The organism is Mixta sp., from assembly GCF_024610815.1.
Taxonomy (GTDB): domain Bacteria; phylum Pseudomonadota; class Gammaproteobacteria; order Enterobacterales; family Enterobacteriaceae; genus Mixta; species Mixta calida.
Map to the genome: position 1 here is coordinate 1 of NZ_JANION010000016.1, position 19,074 is coordinate 19,074.

The window sequence follows — 19,074 nt, forward strand, 5'->3', positions numbered from 1 at the left end:
GTTATGCGCTTTACGATTATAACGAACAAACCGGGACATCAGCCGCCGCAGAGCAGCTGTGACTTTTTACCGCCTGGCGGCACCATCGGCCGCGGCGTCGATAACAATCTGGTGCTGCCCGATAACGATCGCACTATCTCCCGCCTGCAGGCGATTGTGCATGTCACCGCTGACGGCGAATGCCGCATTACCAATCGCGGCAACGTTACGCGCGTTGAGCTGAATGATATTCCGCTGGAGCGCGGCCGCCAGGTTGAACTGCAGGATGGCGATATTCTCGGCATTGATGAGTATCGTCTGCTGGTTAACGATCTTTCCGCCGCCGCGCAGCCTGCCGCACAGGCCGCCGCGCCGGTTTCCCGTCCGGCGCCGCAGGCGACCGCAACGGCGGGGCAGTCCGCAGGCGGCACCGCGGCCATTCCTAGCGAAATCTGGGAGAGCCTGGCAAAAGAGTTTTCAATTTCCGACAGCATCTCCGCGAACCGTATGAAACCTGCGGCGTCAGCAAGCGACGCGCATCCATTGACGACGCCGTCGACGGAAAACCGCAACCCGGAAGATCCGCTGGCGCAGTTTAATACCGGCGAACCGCTGAGCCTGGATCGCCGCAGCCAGGCGCCCGACGCGCTGTTTGAAAAGGATGAGCTGTTTAAATCAGACAGCATCTTTAACGACAGCACGCCGACCACTCTGGTGCAGCCTGCCGCGGAAAAGGCGGCGCAGCCGAAGGCGAAAGGGGGTGAGATCGATCCGCTGGCGCTGTTTGGCGGCGGCAACGCCACACCCGCGCAGCTTAACGGCGACGATCCGCTTGGCCTGATGATGGGCGGCGCGGTGCCGCTGGCGCACCCGGAAGATGAACCGACACAGCAGACACAGCTTCGCGCGGCATCCAATGCCTCAAACGCGCCCGTGACATCCGCTCAGCAGGCGCCAACCGCGCGCGAGTCGGCTCCGTTTGGCGGGCAGGCAGCCGCGCAGCCGCCATCGCCGACGCATCAGGATCTGCCTGGCGCCTCGGCGCCGTCGTCTGGATCGTCCGACGATCTCTTTGGCGGCGCGGAGGATCTTGCCAACTCGCCGCTGTTCGCCGATGAGCCGCCGAAGTCTGCCGGTAAAGACGCCGACTTTGCCGCGCCGGATCAGACGGATGAGGCGCTGAGCGCTTCGCCGCTGTTCGCCGATCTGCCTGCGGAGGAGCCGGGGGCGATTGAAGCTTCACCCCTGTTTAACCCGCCGCCGCGCCAGCCGGAAACGAACGACTACGGCGGCATTACGCTGCCGACGCCGCAGGCAGTGCAGCGCAGCGTAACGCCGACGCCGAAGGGACGTCTGCGCATCGATCCGGTCGCTTCCACCAGCAGCCAGCCGCAGTCGAACGACAGCGGCGGCGAAGCGTTGCAGGGCGAGCTGTTGCAGGCGCTGCTGGACGGCATGGGCCTGAACGATATGCAGCCGACGCCGCGCTTCGATCGGGAAAACATGCAGCAGCTGGGTCAGATGCTCGGCATGTTCTCGCAGGGCACCGTCGCGCTGCTGTCGTCGCGTTCGATTCTGAAACGCGGCGTAAAAGCGGATATGACGGTGATCCTCGACGACGCCAACAACCCGTTTAAGCTGCTGCCCTCCGGCAAAACCGTGCTGATGCAGATGTTTGGCAGCCGTATGCCGGGCTTTATGCCGCCGAAGCAGGCGGTGCGCGACGCGCTGGTTGATCTGCAGGCGCATCAGCTGGGCATGATCGCCGGCATCCGCGCCATCATCGCCGCCATGCTGCAATCTTTTAATCCGCAGCAGCTGGAAGAAGAGGCGCGTCAGGAAGGCGTCACATCGCGTCTGTCGCTGCCCGGCAGCCGTAAAGCGGCGCTGTGGGAGCATTTCAACCGCCGCTATAACGAAACTGCGGGCGAAATTGAAGATGACTTCCATACGCTGTTCGGCGAAGCGTTTTTACACGCTTACGATATGGAAGTTAACCAGTATAAAGACTCACAGACCGCCTCGGATGAATGATGAATATCACCATTGCCTCAATGTCGAACCAGGGAACCCGCGAGAGCAATCAGGATCAGACGGGCGACATCGTGGGCGAGCGATCCGCCTGCTTTGTGGTCTGTGACGGCGTCGCCGGTTTCCCCGGCGGCGACCTTGCCGCAAAGCTGGCGCGCAACACCATTATCGAGCAGTTTGATGGTGACGAGCATCTCGACGCGCAGCAGATCCGCCAGTACGTCAATAGCGCCAACCGGGCGATTCGCCAGCAGCAGAAGCAAGAACGCGACTACAGCCGGATGGGTACGACGCTGGTCAGCCTGTTTATCGATCGCGATTACCAACTGGCCTACTGGGCGCACGCGGGAGACAGCCGCCTCTACCTGTTTCGGCGCGGCTACCTCTGTCACGTCACGACCGATCACAGCCTGATCCAGCAGATGAAAGATGCCGGACATCAGACCGACGGCATCAACAGCAATTTGCTCTATTTCGCGCTGGGGATGGGCGATGAAGGCCGCGACGCCAGCTACAGCGACGTGGTGCCGATCGAGGACGGCGACGCCTTTCTGCTCTGCACCGACGGCTTCTGGCATGGCGTTTCGCAGCAGCAGATGCAGCAGGCGCTGCATATGGTGAACACGCCGCAAGAGTGGCTGACGCTGATGCATCAGGCATTAAAAAACAACGAGGAACAGTCGGGCGGCGATCAGGATAACTACAGCGCGATGGCCGTCTGGATCGGATCGCCGCAGGATACGACGCTGCTGCACTCGCTCTCCGAGGCGGCGCAGTTTATTCCCCTTCGCGACTAACCATTTTAAAAGGAACGTTATGAAACTTTGGTTAACCGGTGTGTTAACGCTACTGATGACCACCAGCGCCTGGGCGGAAAATTACAATATCGCCTCTTCCCGTTCGAAAAATCTGGATGTGTGGATCGATAACGTCAAAAGCCAGGCGCCGCAGGACTGGTGCGCGCGTCAGGTGCCGCTGCGCATTGTATTGAAAGGCGACAACTCGACCGCAGTGCTGGACGATTTTATGCCGAAAGTCGGCGCGCTGATGGTGCGCGCGTGCGGCAAGCTCACGATGCTGAACTGGCATACGGAAGACGCCAGCGGAAAATTGTTGGCGCAGGGCAGCGCGCAGAAAGCCAGCGGCTGGCAGGCTATTGTCACGCCTGAAGCGCCGCAGCCGCCCGCCGTGGCGGAAACGTCCGACGTATCGGCCGCGCCCGCGGTGAATCCCGCAGAGCTCTCTCCGCCAGCCGACACCACGCCCTGGCTGCAGTTCAGCCTGCTGGACGGTTGTCATTTCCGTACCTGGTGGAAGGACGAGGATCGCACCAGCGCGCTGTTCGTACCGGCCAAAGAGGGGATGAAGTGCGGCGAAAACGGCTGGCTGAGCGGGCAAGGACAGCTAACGCGCATCGGCCACGGCGCCGCGAAAAATCAGCCGGTCACGTTCCTGGAGGGGTTCCCGATAATGGGCCTGACCACAAAAAGCGACAAGCGCGGCCTGCAAATCACTACCGTTAATAACGAACGCATGGTACTGACCAACGAACGTTCGCCGCAGAGCTGGATGATTCTGCCCTGGTCCGCCGATCTCAACGGCTGGCAGGCAACCGGCGTGGTGGCGGTACAGATCAGCGCGGCGGAAGCGGGTGACGAAAGCGCGCTGAAGGCGCGCCTGGATGAGGTGCGCAAGGTCTGGGGCTCTTATCTTAACGACGCGCCGCTGACCATTAAGCTGGTAAATGAACTCTATCCGCAGCTGAAAGATCCCACCGCCGGCGCCTGGCGAACCCTCAACTAATCAACAAGGAAGCGCGATGCACTCTTTACATCAACTGCTGGCGGGAAGCTCGCTGGATGAAACGCTGGCGCGCGTTGAAGCGCAGATTAAAGCCGCACCGGGCGACGCCGATCTGCGCGCCGCGTTTGTACAGCTGCTCTGCCTGGCGGGCAACTGGACGCGGGCGCAAACCCAGCTGAAATCCTGGGCGGCGCTGAAGCCGCAGGCGCAGCCGACGGTGACGCTGCTGGATCAGGCGCTCCGCGGCGAGATTCAGCGTGCGGCGGTGTTCGCCGGCCAGGGAGAGCCGCGTCTGCCGGGCGACGCTTATGGCTGGACCGCGCAGCTGTTCTCCGCATTGCAGGCGGATATTGCGGGAGCGCGCGCGCAGGCTGACGCATTGCGTAACGCTGCGCTGGAGGCCGCCGCGCTCAATCCCGGCAGCGCGCTGGCGCAGGGCGATGAAGAGGCGCAGCCGTTCGGCTGGCTGGTGGACGGCGACAGTCGCCTAGGACCGGTTTGCGAACTGCTGGTCAACGGCCACTATTTTTGGGTGCCGTTCAGCGCTATCGCCGCGATGCGCTTCCAGGCGCCGACGAGCGTGACCGACCTGGTGTGGCGCCATACGCTGGTGCAGCTGGTGGACGGCGCCGAACAGGTGTGTCAGGTGCCGGTACGCTATCCCTTTGACGCCGACGCGCAGGATCGCCTGCGTCTGGCGAGCCTGACCGAATGGCGACCGCTGGACGAAGCGCAGCAACACTATGTTGGTCAGGGACAGAAGGTGTGGCTGAACGACGAGGCGGAGTTCCCGCTGCTGAGCCTGGAGACGCTGACCTTTGTCGCCAGCGATGTGGCTGATGCGTAGCGACAGCAAAACGCAGCCGGTCGACAGCGGCGAGCTGCTGCGCGGCGGCTTCCGCTTCCGTAAAGATCAGAACAGCCTGAGCGCGCGCGACAAGCTACAGCCGTCGCTGTTGGATCGCCTGACGGACAACGAGCCGGACAAGCGGCAGGAGAGCAGTAACCAGCAGCTGATTTCGCACACTACGCTGAGACGCCATGTGCTGCGCGATCTCCAGTGGCTGTTCAACACTATCAACAGCGAAGCGCAGCACGATCTGGCGCCGTTCAGTCAGGTACGCCGCTCGGTGCTGAACTTTGGCGTTTCGCCGCTGGCCGGGCAGCGGATGTCCGATATTGAGTGGCACGATATTCAGCGCAAGCTGACCGAAGCGATCATCAATTTCGAACCGCGCATTCTGCCGCAGGGCTTACAGGTGCGCTGCATCTCCGACACGCGCTCGCTCAATCTGCATAACGTCTTGTCGATTGAAATCAAAGGCCGCCTTTGGTGCGTGCCTTATCCGCTGGAGTTTCTGTTCCGCACCGATGTGGATCTGGAAAACGGCAACTTTGAGCTGAAAGATGTAGGTTAAGCATGGACAGTAAACTGCTCGAATACTACAACCGCGAACTGGCGTACCTGCGCGAAATGGGCGCGGAGTTTGCGGAGCGCTATCCAAAAGTGGCCGGTCGCCTCGGCATGCGGGGCATCGAGGTCGCCGATCCTTACGTTGAACGCATGATGGAGGGCTTCGCCTTTCTGACCTCGCGCGTGCAGCTGAAAATGGACGCGGAGTTTCCGCGCTTTTCGCAGCGTTTACTGGAGATGATCGCGCCCGGTTATCTGGCGCCGACGCCGTCGATGGCGATCGCCGAGCTGCATCCCGACAGCAAAAAAGGGGACATCAATCGCGGCTTCCGCGTGCCGCGCGGCACCATGATGGACAGCCAGCTGCTGAAGAAAAACGGCGTCACCTGCAGCTACACCACGGCGCACGAGGTGACGCTGCTGCCGTTGCAGATCAAACAGGTCGAACTGGGCGGCGTGCCGGCGGATATTCCGCTGGGGCAGATGGGGCTGAGCCAGCGCGGCGCGGTCAGCGCGCTGCGCATCCGCGTCGGCTGCGACAGCAGCACCACGCTCGATCATGTCGATTTCGACCGGCTGGAGTTCTTTCTGAGCGGCCCCGATATCGAAGCGCTGAAGCTGTTGGAGCTGGTGATGCAGCACACGGTGGGGATCTTCTGTCAGACGGTGGGCGCATCGCCGCGCCGTCAGGTGCTGCGCGATGACGCGCTGAAGCAGGAAGGTTTCGAGCCGGATCAGGCGCTGCTGCCGGACGATCTGCGCAACTTCGACGGCTACCGTCTGTTACAGGAGTACTTCGCCTTTCCGGCGCGCTTCCAGTTTATCAGCATCAGCCAGCTGCGCCCGCTGCTGCAACAGGTCGACGGCGAACGCGAGTTCGAGATCGTGCTGCTGCTGGATAAAAGCGACGCCGCGCTGGAACGCGTAGTGGACCGCAGCCATCTGGCGCTGCACTGCACGCCGGTCATCAACCTGTTTCCCCGCGTCGCCGAGCGCCAGAAGCTCAGCGAAAACAGCCATGAATATCATCTGGTGGTCGATAATATTCGTCCGCTCGATTATGAAATCTATGCGGTGCAGAAGCTCTACGGCGCCAGCGAAGGGCAGCGCGACGAACAGATTTTCCGTCCGTTCTGGAGCACCTACAGCCACGACAGCGGCGACTACGGCGCCTATTTTTCGCTGCGGCGCGAACAGCGCACGCTGTCGGAACATGCGCAGCGTTACGGTACCCGCACCGGCTATGTCGGTTCTGAGGTTTTCCTGTCGCTGGTGGATGAACAGCATGCGCCCTGGCGCGACGATTTGCGCTACGTCACGGCGGACGTGCTGTGCACCAGCCGCGATCTGCCGCTGATGCTGCTTCAGCAGGATCAACAGGGCTTCAAGCTGCCCGATTCGGTGCCCGCCGCCGGACTGACGATGCGCAAAAGGCCGACGCCGCCGCGTCCGGCGCTGGCCGAAGGGATGGCGACGTGGCGTTTGATCAGCCACTTGCAGATGAACTACCTCAGCCTGATGGACGGCGAGGATGGCGAAGGCGCTGCCGCGCTGCGCCAGATGCTGGCGCTTTACGCCAATCTGGCGGAGGCGCCGGTGGCGCGTCAGATTGAGGGCATTCGTCATTGCCAGCTGCGTCCGGTGCATCGGCGCGTGCCGGAGCCGGGGCCGATCGTTTTCGCCCGCGGCATCGGCATCGAGCTGACGGTGGATGAGCAGGCCTTTTCCGGCAGCAGTCCATGGCTGTTCGGCAGCGTGCTGGAGCGGCTTTTTTCGCGTCTGGTGGCGATCAATAGCTTTACCGAGATGACGTTAAACAGCCAGCAGCGTGGCGAAGTGGGTTACTGGCCGCCGCGCATGGGCAAAAGGGCGCTGATATGAGTCAGACCAGAAGAATGTCGCTGCGTCTGCGCCGTCTGCCGGATCGCTTCTGGGACGAACTGATGCAGGCGCCGTGGCGCTACGATCTGTTTCAGCTGCTGCGCCGCATCGACGCGCAGGGCGGCGAGAAGTATCCGCTGGGACGCGCGCCGCAGCCGCGACATGAGCCGCTGCGGCTTGGGCAGACGCCCTCGCTGGCGTTCGCTCCCTCAACGCTGGCGTCGGTTAGCGTCAGGGAAGGCAGCGCGCTGCATGACGTTTCTATTCTGAGCTTCGGCCTGTTCGGCCCCAACGGTCCGCTGCCGGTGCATATGACCGAGCATGCGCGCGAGCGGCTTTATCATCATCAGGACCCCAGCCTGACCGCGTTCGCCGACCTGTTTCATCATCGGCTGACGCTGCTGTTTTACCGCGCCTGGGCCGACGCGCAGCCGACGGTGTCGCTCGACAGGCCCGACGGACGACGCTTCGACAGCTATCTCGCCAGCCTGATCGGCATGGGACAGCCCGCGCAGCGCGCCAGAGGCAGCCTGAGCGAACACGCTCGCCTGATGCTGGCGGGCCATCTCAGCCGTCACGGTCGCGACGCCGAAGGGCTGGAGAAGGTGCTGCGGCACTATTTCAACGCGCCGGTACGCATTGTGCAGAACATCCCGCAGTGGCTGCCGCTCGACAGGCGCGAGCGGGCGCGGCTCGGCGCAGGCCGTCAGGCGCCGCGCCTCGGCGAATCAATGTTTCTCGGCGTGGCGGTGCGCGACGTGCAGCATAAGCTGCGCATTGATATCGGCCCGCTGTCGCTGGCGCGCTATAACCAGTTTCTGCCCAATGCGCGCCACGCCGTCGAGCTGCGCGACTGGGTGCGGCAGTATCTGGGCGTGGAATATGTCTGGGAAGTCCGTCTGCTGCTGGCGCAGGATGAGGTGGCGGGCGTAACGCTCGGCGGGCAGGGACGGCTGGGTTACAGCGCCTGGCTTGGCCATCAGCCGACGCCGCAGCCGCGCGGCGACCTGCGGTTCAGCCCGGAGTCGTCCCCTTAACCTGATTTGCGGTAAGCGCCGTGTCATCCGCCGCGGGCGGTCGGACTTACTTTTACCCTGTAAAAAGCGTCACACACTTAACCTATCCGTCAGAGATCATCATGTCAGAAATCAGCCGCGCCGTACTGTTCGGCAAACTGGACACGCTACTATTTACCTCGCTGGAGAGCGCGACGGCCTTTTGCAAGCTGCGCGGCAATCCCTATGTCGAACTGGTTCACTGGCTGCATCAGCTGATGCAGCACCAGGATGGCGATTTGCAGCAGCTGATCCGCCATTTTTCACTGGATGAAGAGGCGCTGACACGCGACATTGTGGCAGCGCTGGATCGCCTGCCGCGCGGCGCGAGCGCGGTTTCTGATCTGTCGGAGCATATCGACAGCGCCGTGGAGCGCGCCTGGGTTTACGGCTCGCTGAAGTTCGGCGTCGCGCAGATCCGCGGCGGCCATCTGCTGATCGGCATGCTGAAAACCTTCAATCTTGCCAACGTGCTGAAGGGCATTTCGCCTCAATTCAGCCGCCTGAGCGCCGACCTGCTGATGGAGCAGTTCGAGACTATCTTCGCCAACAGCAAAGAGGCGCAGCAGGCCGCCGCTCAGCCGCCGGCGACCGCCGCCGCGCCGCAGCAGCAGAGCACGTTGGCGCAGTATGCGCAGGATCTGACGGCGCGCGCGCGCGACGGCAAGATCGATCCGATCGCCGGACGTGACGAAGAGATCCGTCAGATGGTGGATATTCTGATGCGTCGCCGTCAGAACAATCCGCTGCTGACCGGCGAAGCGGGCGTCGGGAAAACCGCCGTGGTGGAAGGTCTGGCGTTGCGCATCGCTGCGGGCGACGTGCCGCCCCCGCTGCGCGACGTTCAGCTCTGGCTGCTGGATATCGGCATGTTGCAGGCGGGCGCGGGCATGAAAGGGGAGTTCGAGGCGCGTCTTCAGGCGTTGATCAACGAAGTGCAGTCCAGCCCGACGCCCATCGTGCTGTTTATCGACGAGATCCACACGCTGATCGGCGCAGGCGGACAGCAGGGCACCGGCGACGCCGCTAACCTGTTGAAGCCTGCGCTGGCGCGCGGTCAGCTGCGCACCATCGGCGCGACCACCTGGGCGGAATATAAAAAGTATATTGAGAAAGATCCGGCGCTGACCCGCCGTTTCCAGACGGTGCAGGTGCACGAGCCGGACGAAGAGAAAGCGCTGCTGATGCTGCGCAGCACCGTCAATACGCTGGAAAAACATCATCGCGTGCTGCTGCTGGACGAAGCGGTGAGCGCGGCGGTGAAGCTCTCCCATCGCTATATTCCGGCGCGTCAGCTGCCGGATAAAGCGGTGGCGCTGCTGGACACCGCCTGCGCCCGCGTCGCCGTCAGCCAGGGCGCGCAGCCGCCGCAGCTGGAGGATTGTCTGCACCGCATTGCCGCGCTGGAAATCGAGCGCGAGATCGCTGAACGCGAAGTGAAAGTGGCGGGCGGCGACAGCGAGCGCATCGCGCGCCTCGACGCCGAGCTGAGCCAGCTGGCGGCGGAGCGCGACGCGCTGGAGGCTCGCTGGCAGCAGGAGCGCGAGCAGGTGGATGCGATTATCGCGCTGCGCGCCCAGCTCTGCGCCGCGTCAGAAGAAGAGGTCGCAACCTTGCAGCAGGCGCTGGCGGAGAAGCAGCAGGCGCTGAGCGAATTGCAGGGCGAAACGCCGCTGCTGTTCGCCGCCGTGGACGGCAACGTCGTGGCGGCGGTGGTCTCCGACTGGACCGGCATCCCGCTGGGCCGCATGGTGAAGAATGAGATCGAGGCGGTGCTGACCCTGGCCGACACGCTTAATCAACGCGTTATCGGACAGCGCCACGGCCTTGAGCTGATCGCCAAACGGGTGCGCACCTCGCGCGCGCGGCTGGACGATCCAAACAAGCCGGTCGGCGTCTTTATGCTGTGCGGTCCTTCCGGCGTCGGGAAAACCGAAACCGCGCTGGCGTTAGCCGAATCGCTCTACGGCGGCGAGCAGAACATCATCACTATTAATATGAGCGAATTCCAGGAAGCGCACACCGTCTCCACGCTGAAGGGCGCGCCTCCGGGCTATGTCGGCTACGGCGAAGGCGGCGTGCTGACGGAAGCGGTGCGTCGTCGTCCCTACAGTGTGGTGCTGCTGGATGAGATCGAGAAAGCGCACCCGGACGTGCATGAAATTTTCTTCCAGGTGTTCGATAAAGGCTGGATGGAGGATGGCGAAGGACGCCATATCGATTTCCGCAATACCATTATTATTCTGACCTCGAACATCGGCACCCCGCTCATCAGCGCCATGTGCGCCGATCCTGAACTGATGCCGGAGCCGGAGGCGCTTGCCGCCGCCCTGCGCGCGCCGCTGCTGGAGGTGTTTCCTCCGGCTCTGCTTGGTCGTTTGCTGGTTGTCCCTTACTATCCATTAAGCGATGTGATGCTGGCTGAAATCGTGCGCCTGCAGCTTAAACGCATCCAGCGTCGTCTTGAAGAAAATCACGGCATCATTTCGCACATTGATGACAGCGTGATTAGCCAGATTGTCCAGCGCTGCACCGAAGTGGAATCGGGCGGACGCATGGTCGATGCCATCCTGACCAATACGCTGCTGCCGCAGATGAGCCAGATATTGCTCACGGCCAGCGCTCGTGATCAGCGTTTCCGTCACCTGCGCGTCAGCTATGACCAGGGTGAGTTTCAATGTCAGTTTGAGGCGTAAGCTTTAGCTATCAGAGAGTTGTCCATCATGCCGGAACACGATAACAACCGGACGGTGCCGAACGCATTGCCGATTGGGTACCGTTTTAATGAGTTTGAGATTAAGGAAGTAATTGGCGGCGGCGGTTTCGGGATCGTTTATCGCGCCTGGGATCATCAGCTGGAACGCACCATCGCCATTAAAGAATTCATGCCTGCTTCGCTGGCGGTGCGCAGCGACGACCTGAATCTGGTGCTGCGCAGCGAGCGCTTCAGCAAGACGTTTCATGCCGGACTGAACAGCTTTATTCAGGAGGCGCGGCTGCTGGCGCGCTTTAATCATCCCAACCTGCTGCATGTGCTGCGCTTCTGGGTGCAAAACGACACCGCCTATATGGGCACGGTGTTCTACAGCGGCACCACGCTGTCGCGCCTGGCGGCGCAGCGCCCCGAACAGGTGAACGAGGCCTGGATCCGTCGTTTGCTGCCGCCGCTGTTCGGCGCCATCAACACCATCCATCAGGAAGGCTACCTGCATCGCGATATTTCGCTGGATAACATCCAGATCCAGGAAAATATGATGCCGGTGCTGCTGGATTTCGGCTCCGCGCGCAAGACCATCGGCAACCTCTCCGACGAGACGGAAACCATGCTGCGCCCCGGCTTCGCGCCAATTGAGCAGTACAGCGACGATAACGAAAGCGAGCAGGGGCCCTGGACTGATATTTACGCGCTGGGCGCGGTGCTGCATACCCTGATCGTCGGCGCGCCGCCGCCGGTGAGCGTGGTGCGCAGCATCGAGGATAACTACAAACCGCTGGCGGAACAGCGTCCGGCAGGCTTCTCGCTGCCGCTGCTGCATGCGATTGACAAGGCGCTGGCGTTGAAGCCGGAAGATCGTCCGCAGTCGATCGACGCCTTCGCGGCGCTGATGGAGCTGTCGGTCTCCGACCTGAACGATATCCTTAACGTGAATATTGAAGGGCCGGGCACCATGCTGGTGCCGGTGGCGCCGGAAGCGCCTGCGCCTGCGCCGGTTTCGCCACTGAAACGCTTTATGTGGCCGGGGCTGGCCGCCGCAGGCGTGCTGGTGGGCATCGCCGTCGGCGCGCTGCTCGCCAGCGGAGGCGGCGACGATGCGCCGTCCATCGCCGCGCAGTCTGTAGAGCAAAGCGAAACGCAGGCAACAGCGTCGACGCAGGCGCCGGAAGCGACGCAAACCGCCGCTAACAGCGCGCCGCAGCAGGAATCGACGCCAGCCTCCGCGCCGGAGCCGGAGCCTGTCGCGCAGGTCTATATCAAGCTGCGCATGGGCGACGACGTGGCGCTGAACGGCAACCCGCAGGCGCTGGTGCCGTTGGCGAACGGCTTCGCCTCGCTCCAGCTGCCGCCGGGCGATTACACCTTTACCGTCACCAACCAGGGGACGTCGCGCCAGCAGAAGATCACGGTCGATCGTGAAGGCGTCTGGCTGATCAACCCGCAAAGCTAAAACAATAAAGCGCGGCCGTCTTAACTGGCGGTCATTCATTTCAGGGGTTTATAACGGCAGGAAGGGAAATGGCAAAGGATTCTCCATGGCGCCTGTTGATTGCGGCGGCGCTGGCGCTAACGATTACCGCATGCGATAAAACATCCGATACTGTAAATACTCCCTCTTCGGCGTCGCACGGCGTCGGAACGGCGATTGATGATAAGTTCGCCGCCTTTATCCGGGCGGCGAACAGCGAATCCAGCATGACGTATCATTCATTGCCGGAAGCGTTTTATCACTACCAGCGCGACGTCGCGTCTTTTATGACGACGGGACAAGCGCCCGAGCGCTACAGCGTGGTGAATCCCGCCATGCTGCGCGCCATCAGCGACGCGCTGGCGAACGCGCTCAACATGCCGGGCGCGCTGCCGCCGCTGGATAACGCGGCGCAACAGTATAAAGCCAGTCTCGATAAGATGATCCCGCTGAGCGAGGCGCTGTACGACTATGCCCAGAACAAAACCTGGCTGAGCGACACCGGCGATCTGGCGCGTCGCAGCCATGCTGAGTACATCGCCGGTTTCGACGCCATCCTGATGCAGCGCGATCGCTTTTTACGCGCGATCGCCGTGGCGAACAACGATCGGATAAAGCTTGCCTGGGAGCAGTCACCGGAGAACAGCCCCGAGCACTACCGCTACGGCGTGGTGTATCTGTCGCGCCAGACGCTGAAGGCGTTAAACGATCCCGCCTTGTCTGATTCGTTAAACAAAGATGCCGCGACGCTGCATCAGCTCTCCGCCGGCTGGAAACAGCTGGGCAACGGGGAGTGTGAGAATATCCTGCACGCGCTGGATGCGTATCTTTCCGCGCTGGACCGCGCCATGCAGGCTCAGGCGCAGGGCCAGGAGACGCCTGACGAAGAGACCATTTTGCCTTTTAACGCGCTGGTCAGCGCCCTGAGTAATAACCGGCAGTGCTGATCCGCGCTGCCGTTTCTTAATTAAACGCCCCTTTTTTATTTCCAACGCCCGGCGCCGCCGGGCCCCGCTGATTCTGGAACCGACCCATGTCTGAACGCATCACCGTGCAGCTCCCGCTGGAGGGGCTGCTTTTCTGGAAGCTCGACGGCGTCGAGGCGCTGTCGCACCCCTTTGAGCTGACCGTCACCCTGTTGGGCACCGACCCGCGCATCGAGCGTCACGCGCTGCTGGGCCAGCCGCTGACGGTCTCCATCCCCACCGGCAGCTTTCTGTCGGGCACGCGCCACATCAACGGCAAAATCACCCGGATGGCGGTGCGGAGCGAGGAGCTGAGCGGCACGCGCTACGCGGTGTACGCGCTGACCATCGAGCCGGATCTGTGGCCGATGCGGCGGGACAAGAACTCACGCATCTTCCAGGGGCAGACGGCGGTGCAGATAATCCACCGGCTGCTGGCGGAGTACGGGGTGCAGGTGGAGGACCGGCTGAGCGGCAGTTACCGGGAATGGGAGTACTGCGTGCAGTACCAGGAGAGCAGCTTCGCGTTCATCAGCCGCCTGATGGAGCTGGAGGGGATTTATTACTGGTTCCGCCACGAGGCGGACCGGCACGTGATGGTGCTGTCGGACGCGCCGGAGGCGCACGGGCCGTGGCCGGGCTGCGAGGCGATACCCTATCACGTGACGGGCAGCGGCGGGGTGACGTCGGCGGCGGGGGTGAGCCGGTGGGCGCTGGAGGACAGCGTGACGCCGGGGATGTACAGCCTCGACGACTATGACTTCCGCAAGCCGAACGCGTGGCTGCTGCAGGCGCGGCAAAACCCGGCGTCGCCGCGGCCGGGGCAGACGGAGGTGTTCGAGTGGCCGGGGCGCTTTGTGGAGCACGCGCAGGGAGAGAAGTACGCGCGCGTGCGCCAGGAGGAGTGGCAGGCGGCGCACCGTCAGATAAGCGGCGAGGGGACGACGCTGTGCCTGGCGCCGGGGTACACCTTCGCGCTGCTGAACGCGCCGCACCTGCAGGACAACGGGCGCTACCTGACGCTGTGGGTGAAGTACAGGCTGGAGGAGAACCGCTACGCCAGCGGGGAGGGGAAAACGGTGCACCACGTTGAGTTCCGGGTGCTGCCGGCGGAGGTGACGTACCGTCCGGCGGCGGCGACGCCGTGGCCGAAGACGTACGGTCCGCAGACGGCGCGGGTGGTGGGGCCGCAGGGGGAGTCGATTTACACCGACCGCTACGGGCGCATCAAGGTGAAGTTCCACTGGGACCGTGAGTCGGCGGGAGACGAGACGAGCTCGTGCTGGGTGCGGGTGTCGAGCGCGTGGGCGGGCCAGGGCTACGGCGGGGTGCAGATACCGCGGGTGAACGACGAGGTGGTGATAGACTTCATCAACGGCGACCCGGACCGTCCGATAGTGACGGGGCGGGTGTACAACGAGGCGAGCATGCCGCCGTGGCCGCTGCCGGCGGCGGCCACGCAGATGGGGTTCCTGAGCCGGTCAAAGGACGGGACGCCGGACAACGCCAACGCGCTGCGGTTCGAGGACCGGGCGGGTGAGGAACAGGTGTGGATCCATGCCGAAAGGAATATGGATACCGAAGTCGAAAATGATGAAACTCACCTTGTTGGTAATAACCGAAGCAAAACAATTGTCGGTAATGAAACAACGCAGGTGAAGAAAAACCGCACCGAAACGGTCGATCAAAATGAAACGATCACCATACACCAAAACCGCAGCGAAACGGTGGACGGTAATGAAACGATTACCGTGCATTCTAACCGGACTGAAACCGTCGATAAGAATGAAAATATTCGCATCGGGCAAAACCAGTCCGTCACTGTTAATGGCAATCAGACGCTTAAGGTCGATCAGGCTAAAAGTGAAACCATTACCCTGGCGTCAATGCTAAATGTTGGCCTGGCGCAGAATACTAATATAGGCGGCGCCTATATGCTCAATGTTGGCGCCGGCTGGGTGACGACCGTGGGCGCCATGCAAATGCACAACGTGGGCCTGAAATATTCACTCAATGCCGGAAGAGATATCACACTGGATGCTGGCACAACGGCAGAAGTGAGCGCGGAAGAAAAAATCACGCTGGTATGCGGAGAATCGATGATTATTCTGGAGCAGAACGGCACCATTACTCTCAGCGCGAATAAAATCAAGCTGGTTGGTGAAAAGGTTATCGATATTGACGGCACCGAGATACATATCAACTGATTATGGAAAACTTCATTAACCTTAGCGCTTTCCCGGCCATGCTCTTTGAGTCGTTTGATCAACATGATCACGCATTTAGTGTCGTTACTGCTCGTATCAGTTATGACTTCGATATAGCGTCCGGTTCGCTGACTTTTTGTGCGGAACAACCTGAACTGGTAGAGCAGGATGAATATTATGGAGAACCGGGTAGAAGCTCAGTATGTTTCGAAAGCGATCTGGCGCCCTGGAAGCCCCGGCTGGATGTGGTAATTAATGGCACGGCATGGGCGCCGGGAGATAAGCCAGTACGTGAGTTTACCGTAGGCGCGCAAATTGGCGATTTCACACGGCTGCTGCGTATTTACGGTCCACGTGAATGGCGCAAAATGATAGCAGGCTGGAGCCTGTCAGCCGCGCAGCCGATCATCTCTCTGCCGCTACGCTACGAATACGCCGCTGGGGGATTTTATACGCTTCAGGAGGGCGAAGAGTATGCATCGCCCGCGAATACGGCAGGAATGGGCTGGTACAGCGCGGAATACCTGAAGAAAATCAATAAACAGCGATTGCCTGCGCCGCAGATTGAGCTTTTGCCTCAGCCGATAAAAAGTATTGATGAAATCAGCCTGCCGGCGGGGTTTGGCTTTTTTGGCCGCGGCTGGCAGGGAAGAATCGAATATGCAGGCACTTATGACGAAGTATGGCAGCGTGACCGCCATCCTTTTCTTCCGACTGACTTTCGTTTTGATTATTGGTGTGGCGCCCATCCCTGGATGCAATTTCCTTTACCACAGCCTCTACAGGCGGTACCGATTAAACTGAAATACCTCATCAGCGCACAGGAAAAAAGCGATCAGGAAATTTCCTTTCATGTGCCGGTCGAATCACTGTTTATTTTCATCACGACGGCAAAAGGGGCGGGCGTAGCGAAAGATATGCAGCTTGATACGTTGGTTATCGATCTGCCGCAACGAAAGGTGCATTGTACTTATCGTGCAGCCGTTTCTGAAAATATGGAGCCGGTCATGACAGAACTCCGTTTTATTCAGCGTAGCGACAGAGAAGTCATGTTAAAGCGCGCAGAGGAAATGAACGCCGATCCTTCGAGTCAGGAATTTATGCCGCTTCCGCCTTCGCTGGCTGCTAAATTACCGCAGGAAAATCATCATGGCTGAAAACTATGCAGCCCGAAAAGAGGGGCAGTATAAAATCGTTGGCCTTGCGCCTGATGTGTGTTTTACGCCGGGTATGTCAAACCCCGTTCCCTATCCTGTGATTTCCACACTTGCTCCCGCTAAAAATACGGTTGATTCCGTACTTTTTAACGGTAACCCCGCTTTTGTTCATGATGGAAGCTTTAGTCCAGTCACCATTGGAGACGCCGCTGGCAGTAATAAGGGCGTAGTCAGTGGGACAGTGGAAGGGGATTGCTGGTCCATTGAGCACAGCCCGGATACCTGGGTTGGCGGGCTTCCGCTTAATCGTGTTCAGGATCTGTTTGCAATGAACGGCAAGGCGATGGGCGGGCGTGGCGGCAACCTGACGAAAAAGGAAGCCTGGGAAAGGCGTAAGCAACTTATCGCAAAGGGCAAGCAAAGCAGCAATCCTAAGGTGCGTGCGGCGGCTGAACGTCTGGACCTGAATAATACCGGGATAGAAAAGGCGCGATTAGCTCAACATATCTATGAACCAGACAATCCGACGAAGCAAAAAATATCAGTTCCTGAAGGTTGGAAAGATATAAGCCATGATCAGGGAGCCTTAAGCAAGTATGGGTTAAAGGAAGAGGATCTGGAATCTGTTGAATCTCAGGGGTTTAAGGCAAGGGTATATGAGCCGGAAGAAACTATTTTTGGAAATGATATGTCTGGTTCTGTAGTTTTTAGAGGCACACGAATAAAAGAATGGGAAGACTGGAAAAATAATGCTAAACAAGCCTATGGTTTTCAATCACCTTATTATAAGCAGGCAGTCAGTATTGGTTCAAAACTACAATTAAACAATGTAAAGGTAGATTGCACTGGACATTCTTTAGGGGGAGGACTTGCTTCCGCATGCTCTCGAGCAAGTGGAAAACCAGGATGGACTTATAATGCCGCAGGGTTAAATAAAAAAACGGTCAAAAAGTATGGCGGTCGTGAGCCTGTTTTAGGTAGTGAACAGGAAAATATTATTGCCTACCGCGTTAAAGGGGAAGCCCTGACCTCGATACAGGAGCCAGGCTTTTGGGGCGGAGCGGGTATTATGCTGGTAAGCAGTATGGCTGGTGCTGGCTTACTGGGCTTAAAGCTAGTGAATGCGCCCGTAGCTGTAGGAACGCATCATGACCTTGAGGGCGGTACCGGTAATATGGTTGACAAACATGGTATGGATCAGGTTATTCGCTGTATCGAACAGGAAAAGGCAACGGACGAAGCGTTATTGGCAGCTCAATAAGGTCATTTTATGAAAAGCTTCCTTGTTATCAGAAAATACAGTTTAACTCTCTTATGGATAGTGCTGAGCCTGTTTGTAATTTCAGGATGTAACGCAATGAAAATTTACCCTCCCGAAGATTTTTTCTATGGCACGCAGCTTACGCTGGCGCAAAGTATTTATCAGGGCGATCTGGCCTCGGTAAAACAACAGGCTGTCGTAACCGATCTTAACAAGCCCGGCAGGCAGGATATGACGATTTTGTTTTACGCCCTGCATTGCGCGCAGGGAGAAAAGAAACAGCAGCTGGCTATCATGAGTGAACTGGTAAGGCAGGGGGCCGATCCATTGCAGGATGTGCCAGATATGGGCAGTGTAGCAGGCGTAACGGCCAGATTGTCCTCACCAGCGTATGTGGAGGCTTTGCTTGATGGTGGTATGAGCCCTAATGTAGAAATAATGAAACGCCCTGTTTTTTTTAAAGCGGCTTCAGATAATACTTTGAAAACAATGGATTTGATGGTCAGGCGAGGCGCGAATATTAATCGAAGCGATAGTTTAGGCAGAACGGTTCTTATGCATGCGCTAGATGGTATGCAGCTTGATACCGTTGTCTGGCTGCTTAAGCATGGCGCCGATCCGCACGCGGTGGAAACCAACAGCGGCTGGTCGTTTGCGCGACAGTTAGCATATGTTGTAAAGCGCAATAATGGTCAGGAAGGTCCCACGCTGGATAAACTCAACGAAATAATAGCGCTGATAAAACAGGCTGGCGTAAGCTGGCCCCCTGCGCAATAAGCCACCCAGCCTGTTGATAAACATAGTATGGGGAAGGTTATCAGATGCATTGAAAAAGAAATCGATGAATTGTTTTTAAGAGAGAAATAATAACAAAAAGGAAACTGTCTTATGCGTTTTTTTAAAATAAACCTACCTTTTTTCTTTGCTTTGTCATTATTATCGTTAAGTGGTGGTTGTGAAATGAAAAATTACAATGCTGAGGACTTTTTTAGTGGAACACAGTTACAGCTTGCGCAGGAAATAAGTAATAATAATCTGGAGAAAGTAAAAACACTGGCGAAAATAACTGAATTAAATAAGCCAGGTAAACAGGATATGACTTTGCTTTTTTTTGCAGCTCAAGATGCATTAAAAAAG

Annotated in this window: 14 protein-coding genes and 1 pseudogene; all 15 read left to right on the forward strand. The window is 59.4% G+C overall.

Annotated features, from left to right (window positions below; translation table 11 throughout):
* The first annotated feature begins 3 nt into the window (after positions 1-3).
* A complete protein-coding gene (gene tagH, locus MYY08_RS00815) occupies positions 4-2,013 on the forward strand; it encodes a type VI secretion system-associated FHA domain protein TagH (RefSeq protein WP_038628494.1) in 2,010 nt (669 codons plus the stop codon).
* Complete coding sequence (locus MYY08_RS00820; RefSeq protein ID WP_038630133.1) at positions 2,013-2,807, forward strand: PP2C family protein-serine/threonine phosphatase; 795 nt, start codon at positions 2,013-2,015, stop codon at positions 2,805-2,807. The genes tagH and MYY08_RS00820 overlap by 1 nt, the downstream gene beginning before the upstream one ends.
* A 19-nt stretch (positions 2,808-2,826) precedes the next feature.
* The gene (locus MYY08_RS00825; protein WP_288012544.1) at positions 2,827-3,813 is read left to right on the forward strand and encodes a hypothetical protein; all 987 of its coding nucleotides are present in this window, start codon (positions 2,827-2,829) and stop codon (positions 3,811-3,813) included.
* 16 nt (positions 3,814-3,829) lie between these two features.
* A complete protein-coding gene (locus MYY08_RS00830) occupies positions 3,830-4,660 on the forward strand; it encodes a type VI secretion system accessory protein TagJ (protein ID WP_288012546.1) in 831 nt (276 codons plus the stop codon).
* On the forward strand, positions 4,653-5,231 hold the full coding sequence (gene tssE, locus MYY08_RS00835; protein ID WP_288012557.1) for a type VI secretion system baseplate subunit TssE: 579 nt from the start codon (positions 4,653-4,655) through the stop codon (positions 5,229-5,231). The genes MYY08_RS00830 and tssE overlap by 8 nt, the downstream gene beginning before the upstream one ends.
* A gap of 2 nt (positions 5,232-5,233) precedes the next feature.
* Positions 5,234-7,108, forward strand: a complete 1,875-nt coding sequence (gene tssF, locus MYY08_RS00840; protein ID WP_288012548.1) for a type VI secretion system baseplate subunit TssF — start codon at positions 5,234-5,236, stop codon at positions 7,106-7,108.
* Positions 7,105-8,145 (forward strand): type VI secretion system baseplate subunit TssG, encoded by a 1,041-nt coding sequence (gene tssG / locus MYY08_RS00845; protein WP_038628489.1) that lies wholly within the window; start codon positions 7,105-7,107, stop codon positions 8,143-8,145. Before tssF ends, tssG begins: the two co-directional genes overlap by 4 nt.
* Before the next feature lie 101 nt (positions 8,146-8,246).
* Positions 8,247-10,859 carry a type VI secretion system ATPase TssH gene (tssH, locus tag MYY08_RS00850; RefSeq protein WP_038628487.1) on the forward strand — a complete coding sequence of 871 codons (2,613 nt, stop codon included), beginning with the start codon at positions 8,247-8,249 and terminating at the stop codon, positions 10,857-10,859.
* A 27-nt stretch (positions 10,860-10,886) separates the two neighbouring features.
* The gene (locus MYY08_RS00855; RefSeq protein WP_038628486.1) at positions 10,887-12,329 is read left to right on the forward strand and encodes a serine/threonine protein kinase; all 1,443 of its coding nucleotides are present in this window, start codon (positions 10,887-10,889) and stop codon (positions 12,327-12,329) included.
* Positions 12,330-12,397: 68 nt separating this feature from the next.
* Positions 12,398-13,294, forward strand: coding sequence for a DUF3829 domain-containing protein (locus MYY08_RS00860; RefSeq protein WP_190296490.1), 897 nt, complete (start codon positions 12,398-12,400; stop codon positions 13,292-13,294).
* 86 nt (positions 13,295-13,380) lie between these two features.
* Complete coding sequence (locus tag MYY08_RS00865; RefSeq protein WP_038628483.1) at positions 13,381-15,519, forward strand: type VI secretion system Vgr family protein; 2,139 nt, start codon at positions 13,381-13,383, stop codon at positions 15,517-15,519.
* A gap of 2 nt (positions 15,520-15,521) precedes the next feature.
* On the forward strand, positions 15,522-16,676 hold the full coding sequence (locus MYY08_RS00870; RefSeq protein WP_038628482.1) for a DUF2169 family type VI secretion system accessory protein: 1,155 nt from the start codon (positions 15,522-15,524) through the stop codon (positions 16,674-16,676).
* The gene (locus tag MYY08_RS00875; protein ID WP_288012553.1) at positions 16,669-17,937 is read left to right on the forward strand and encodes a Tle-like phospholipase domain-containing protein; all 1,269 of its coding nucleotides are present in this window, start codon (positions 16,669-16,671) and stop codon (positions 17,935-17,937) included. The genes MYY08_RS00870 and MYY08_RS00875 overlap by 8 nt, the downstream gene beginning before the upstream one ends.
* A 96-nt stretch (positions 17,938-18,033) precedes the next feature.
* Entirely contained in the window at positions 18,034-18,714 is a 681-nt protein-coding gene (locus MYY08_RS00880) for an ankyrin repeat domain-containing protein (protein ID WP_288012555.1), read from the forward strand.
* A gap of 111 nt (positions 18,715-18,825) precedes the next feature.
* Positions 18,826-19,074 (forward strand): annotated as a pseudogene (locus MYY08_RS00885) (ankyrin repeat domain-containing protein); the annotation flags it as partial.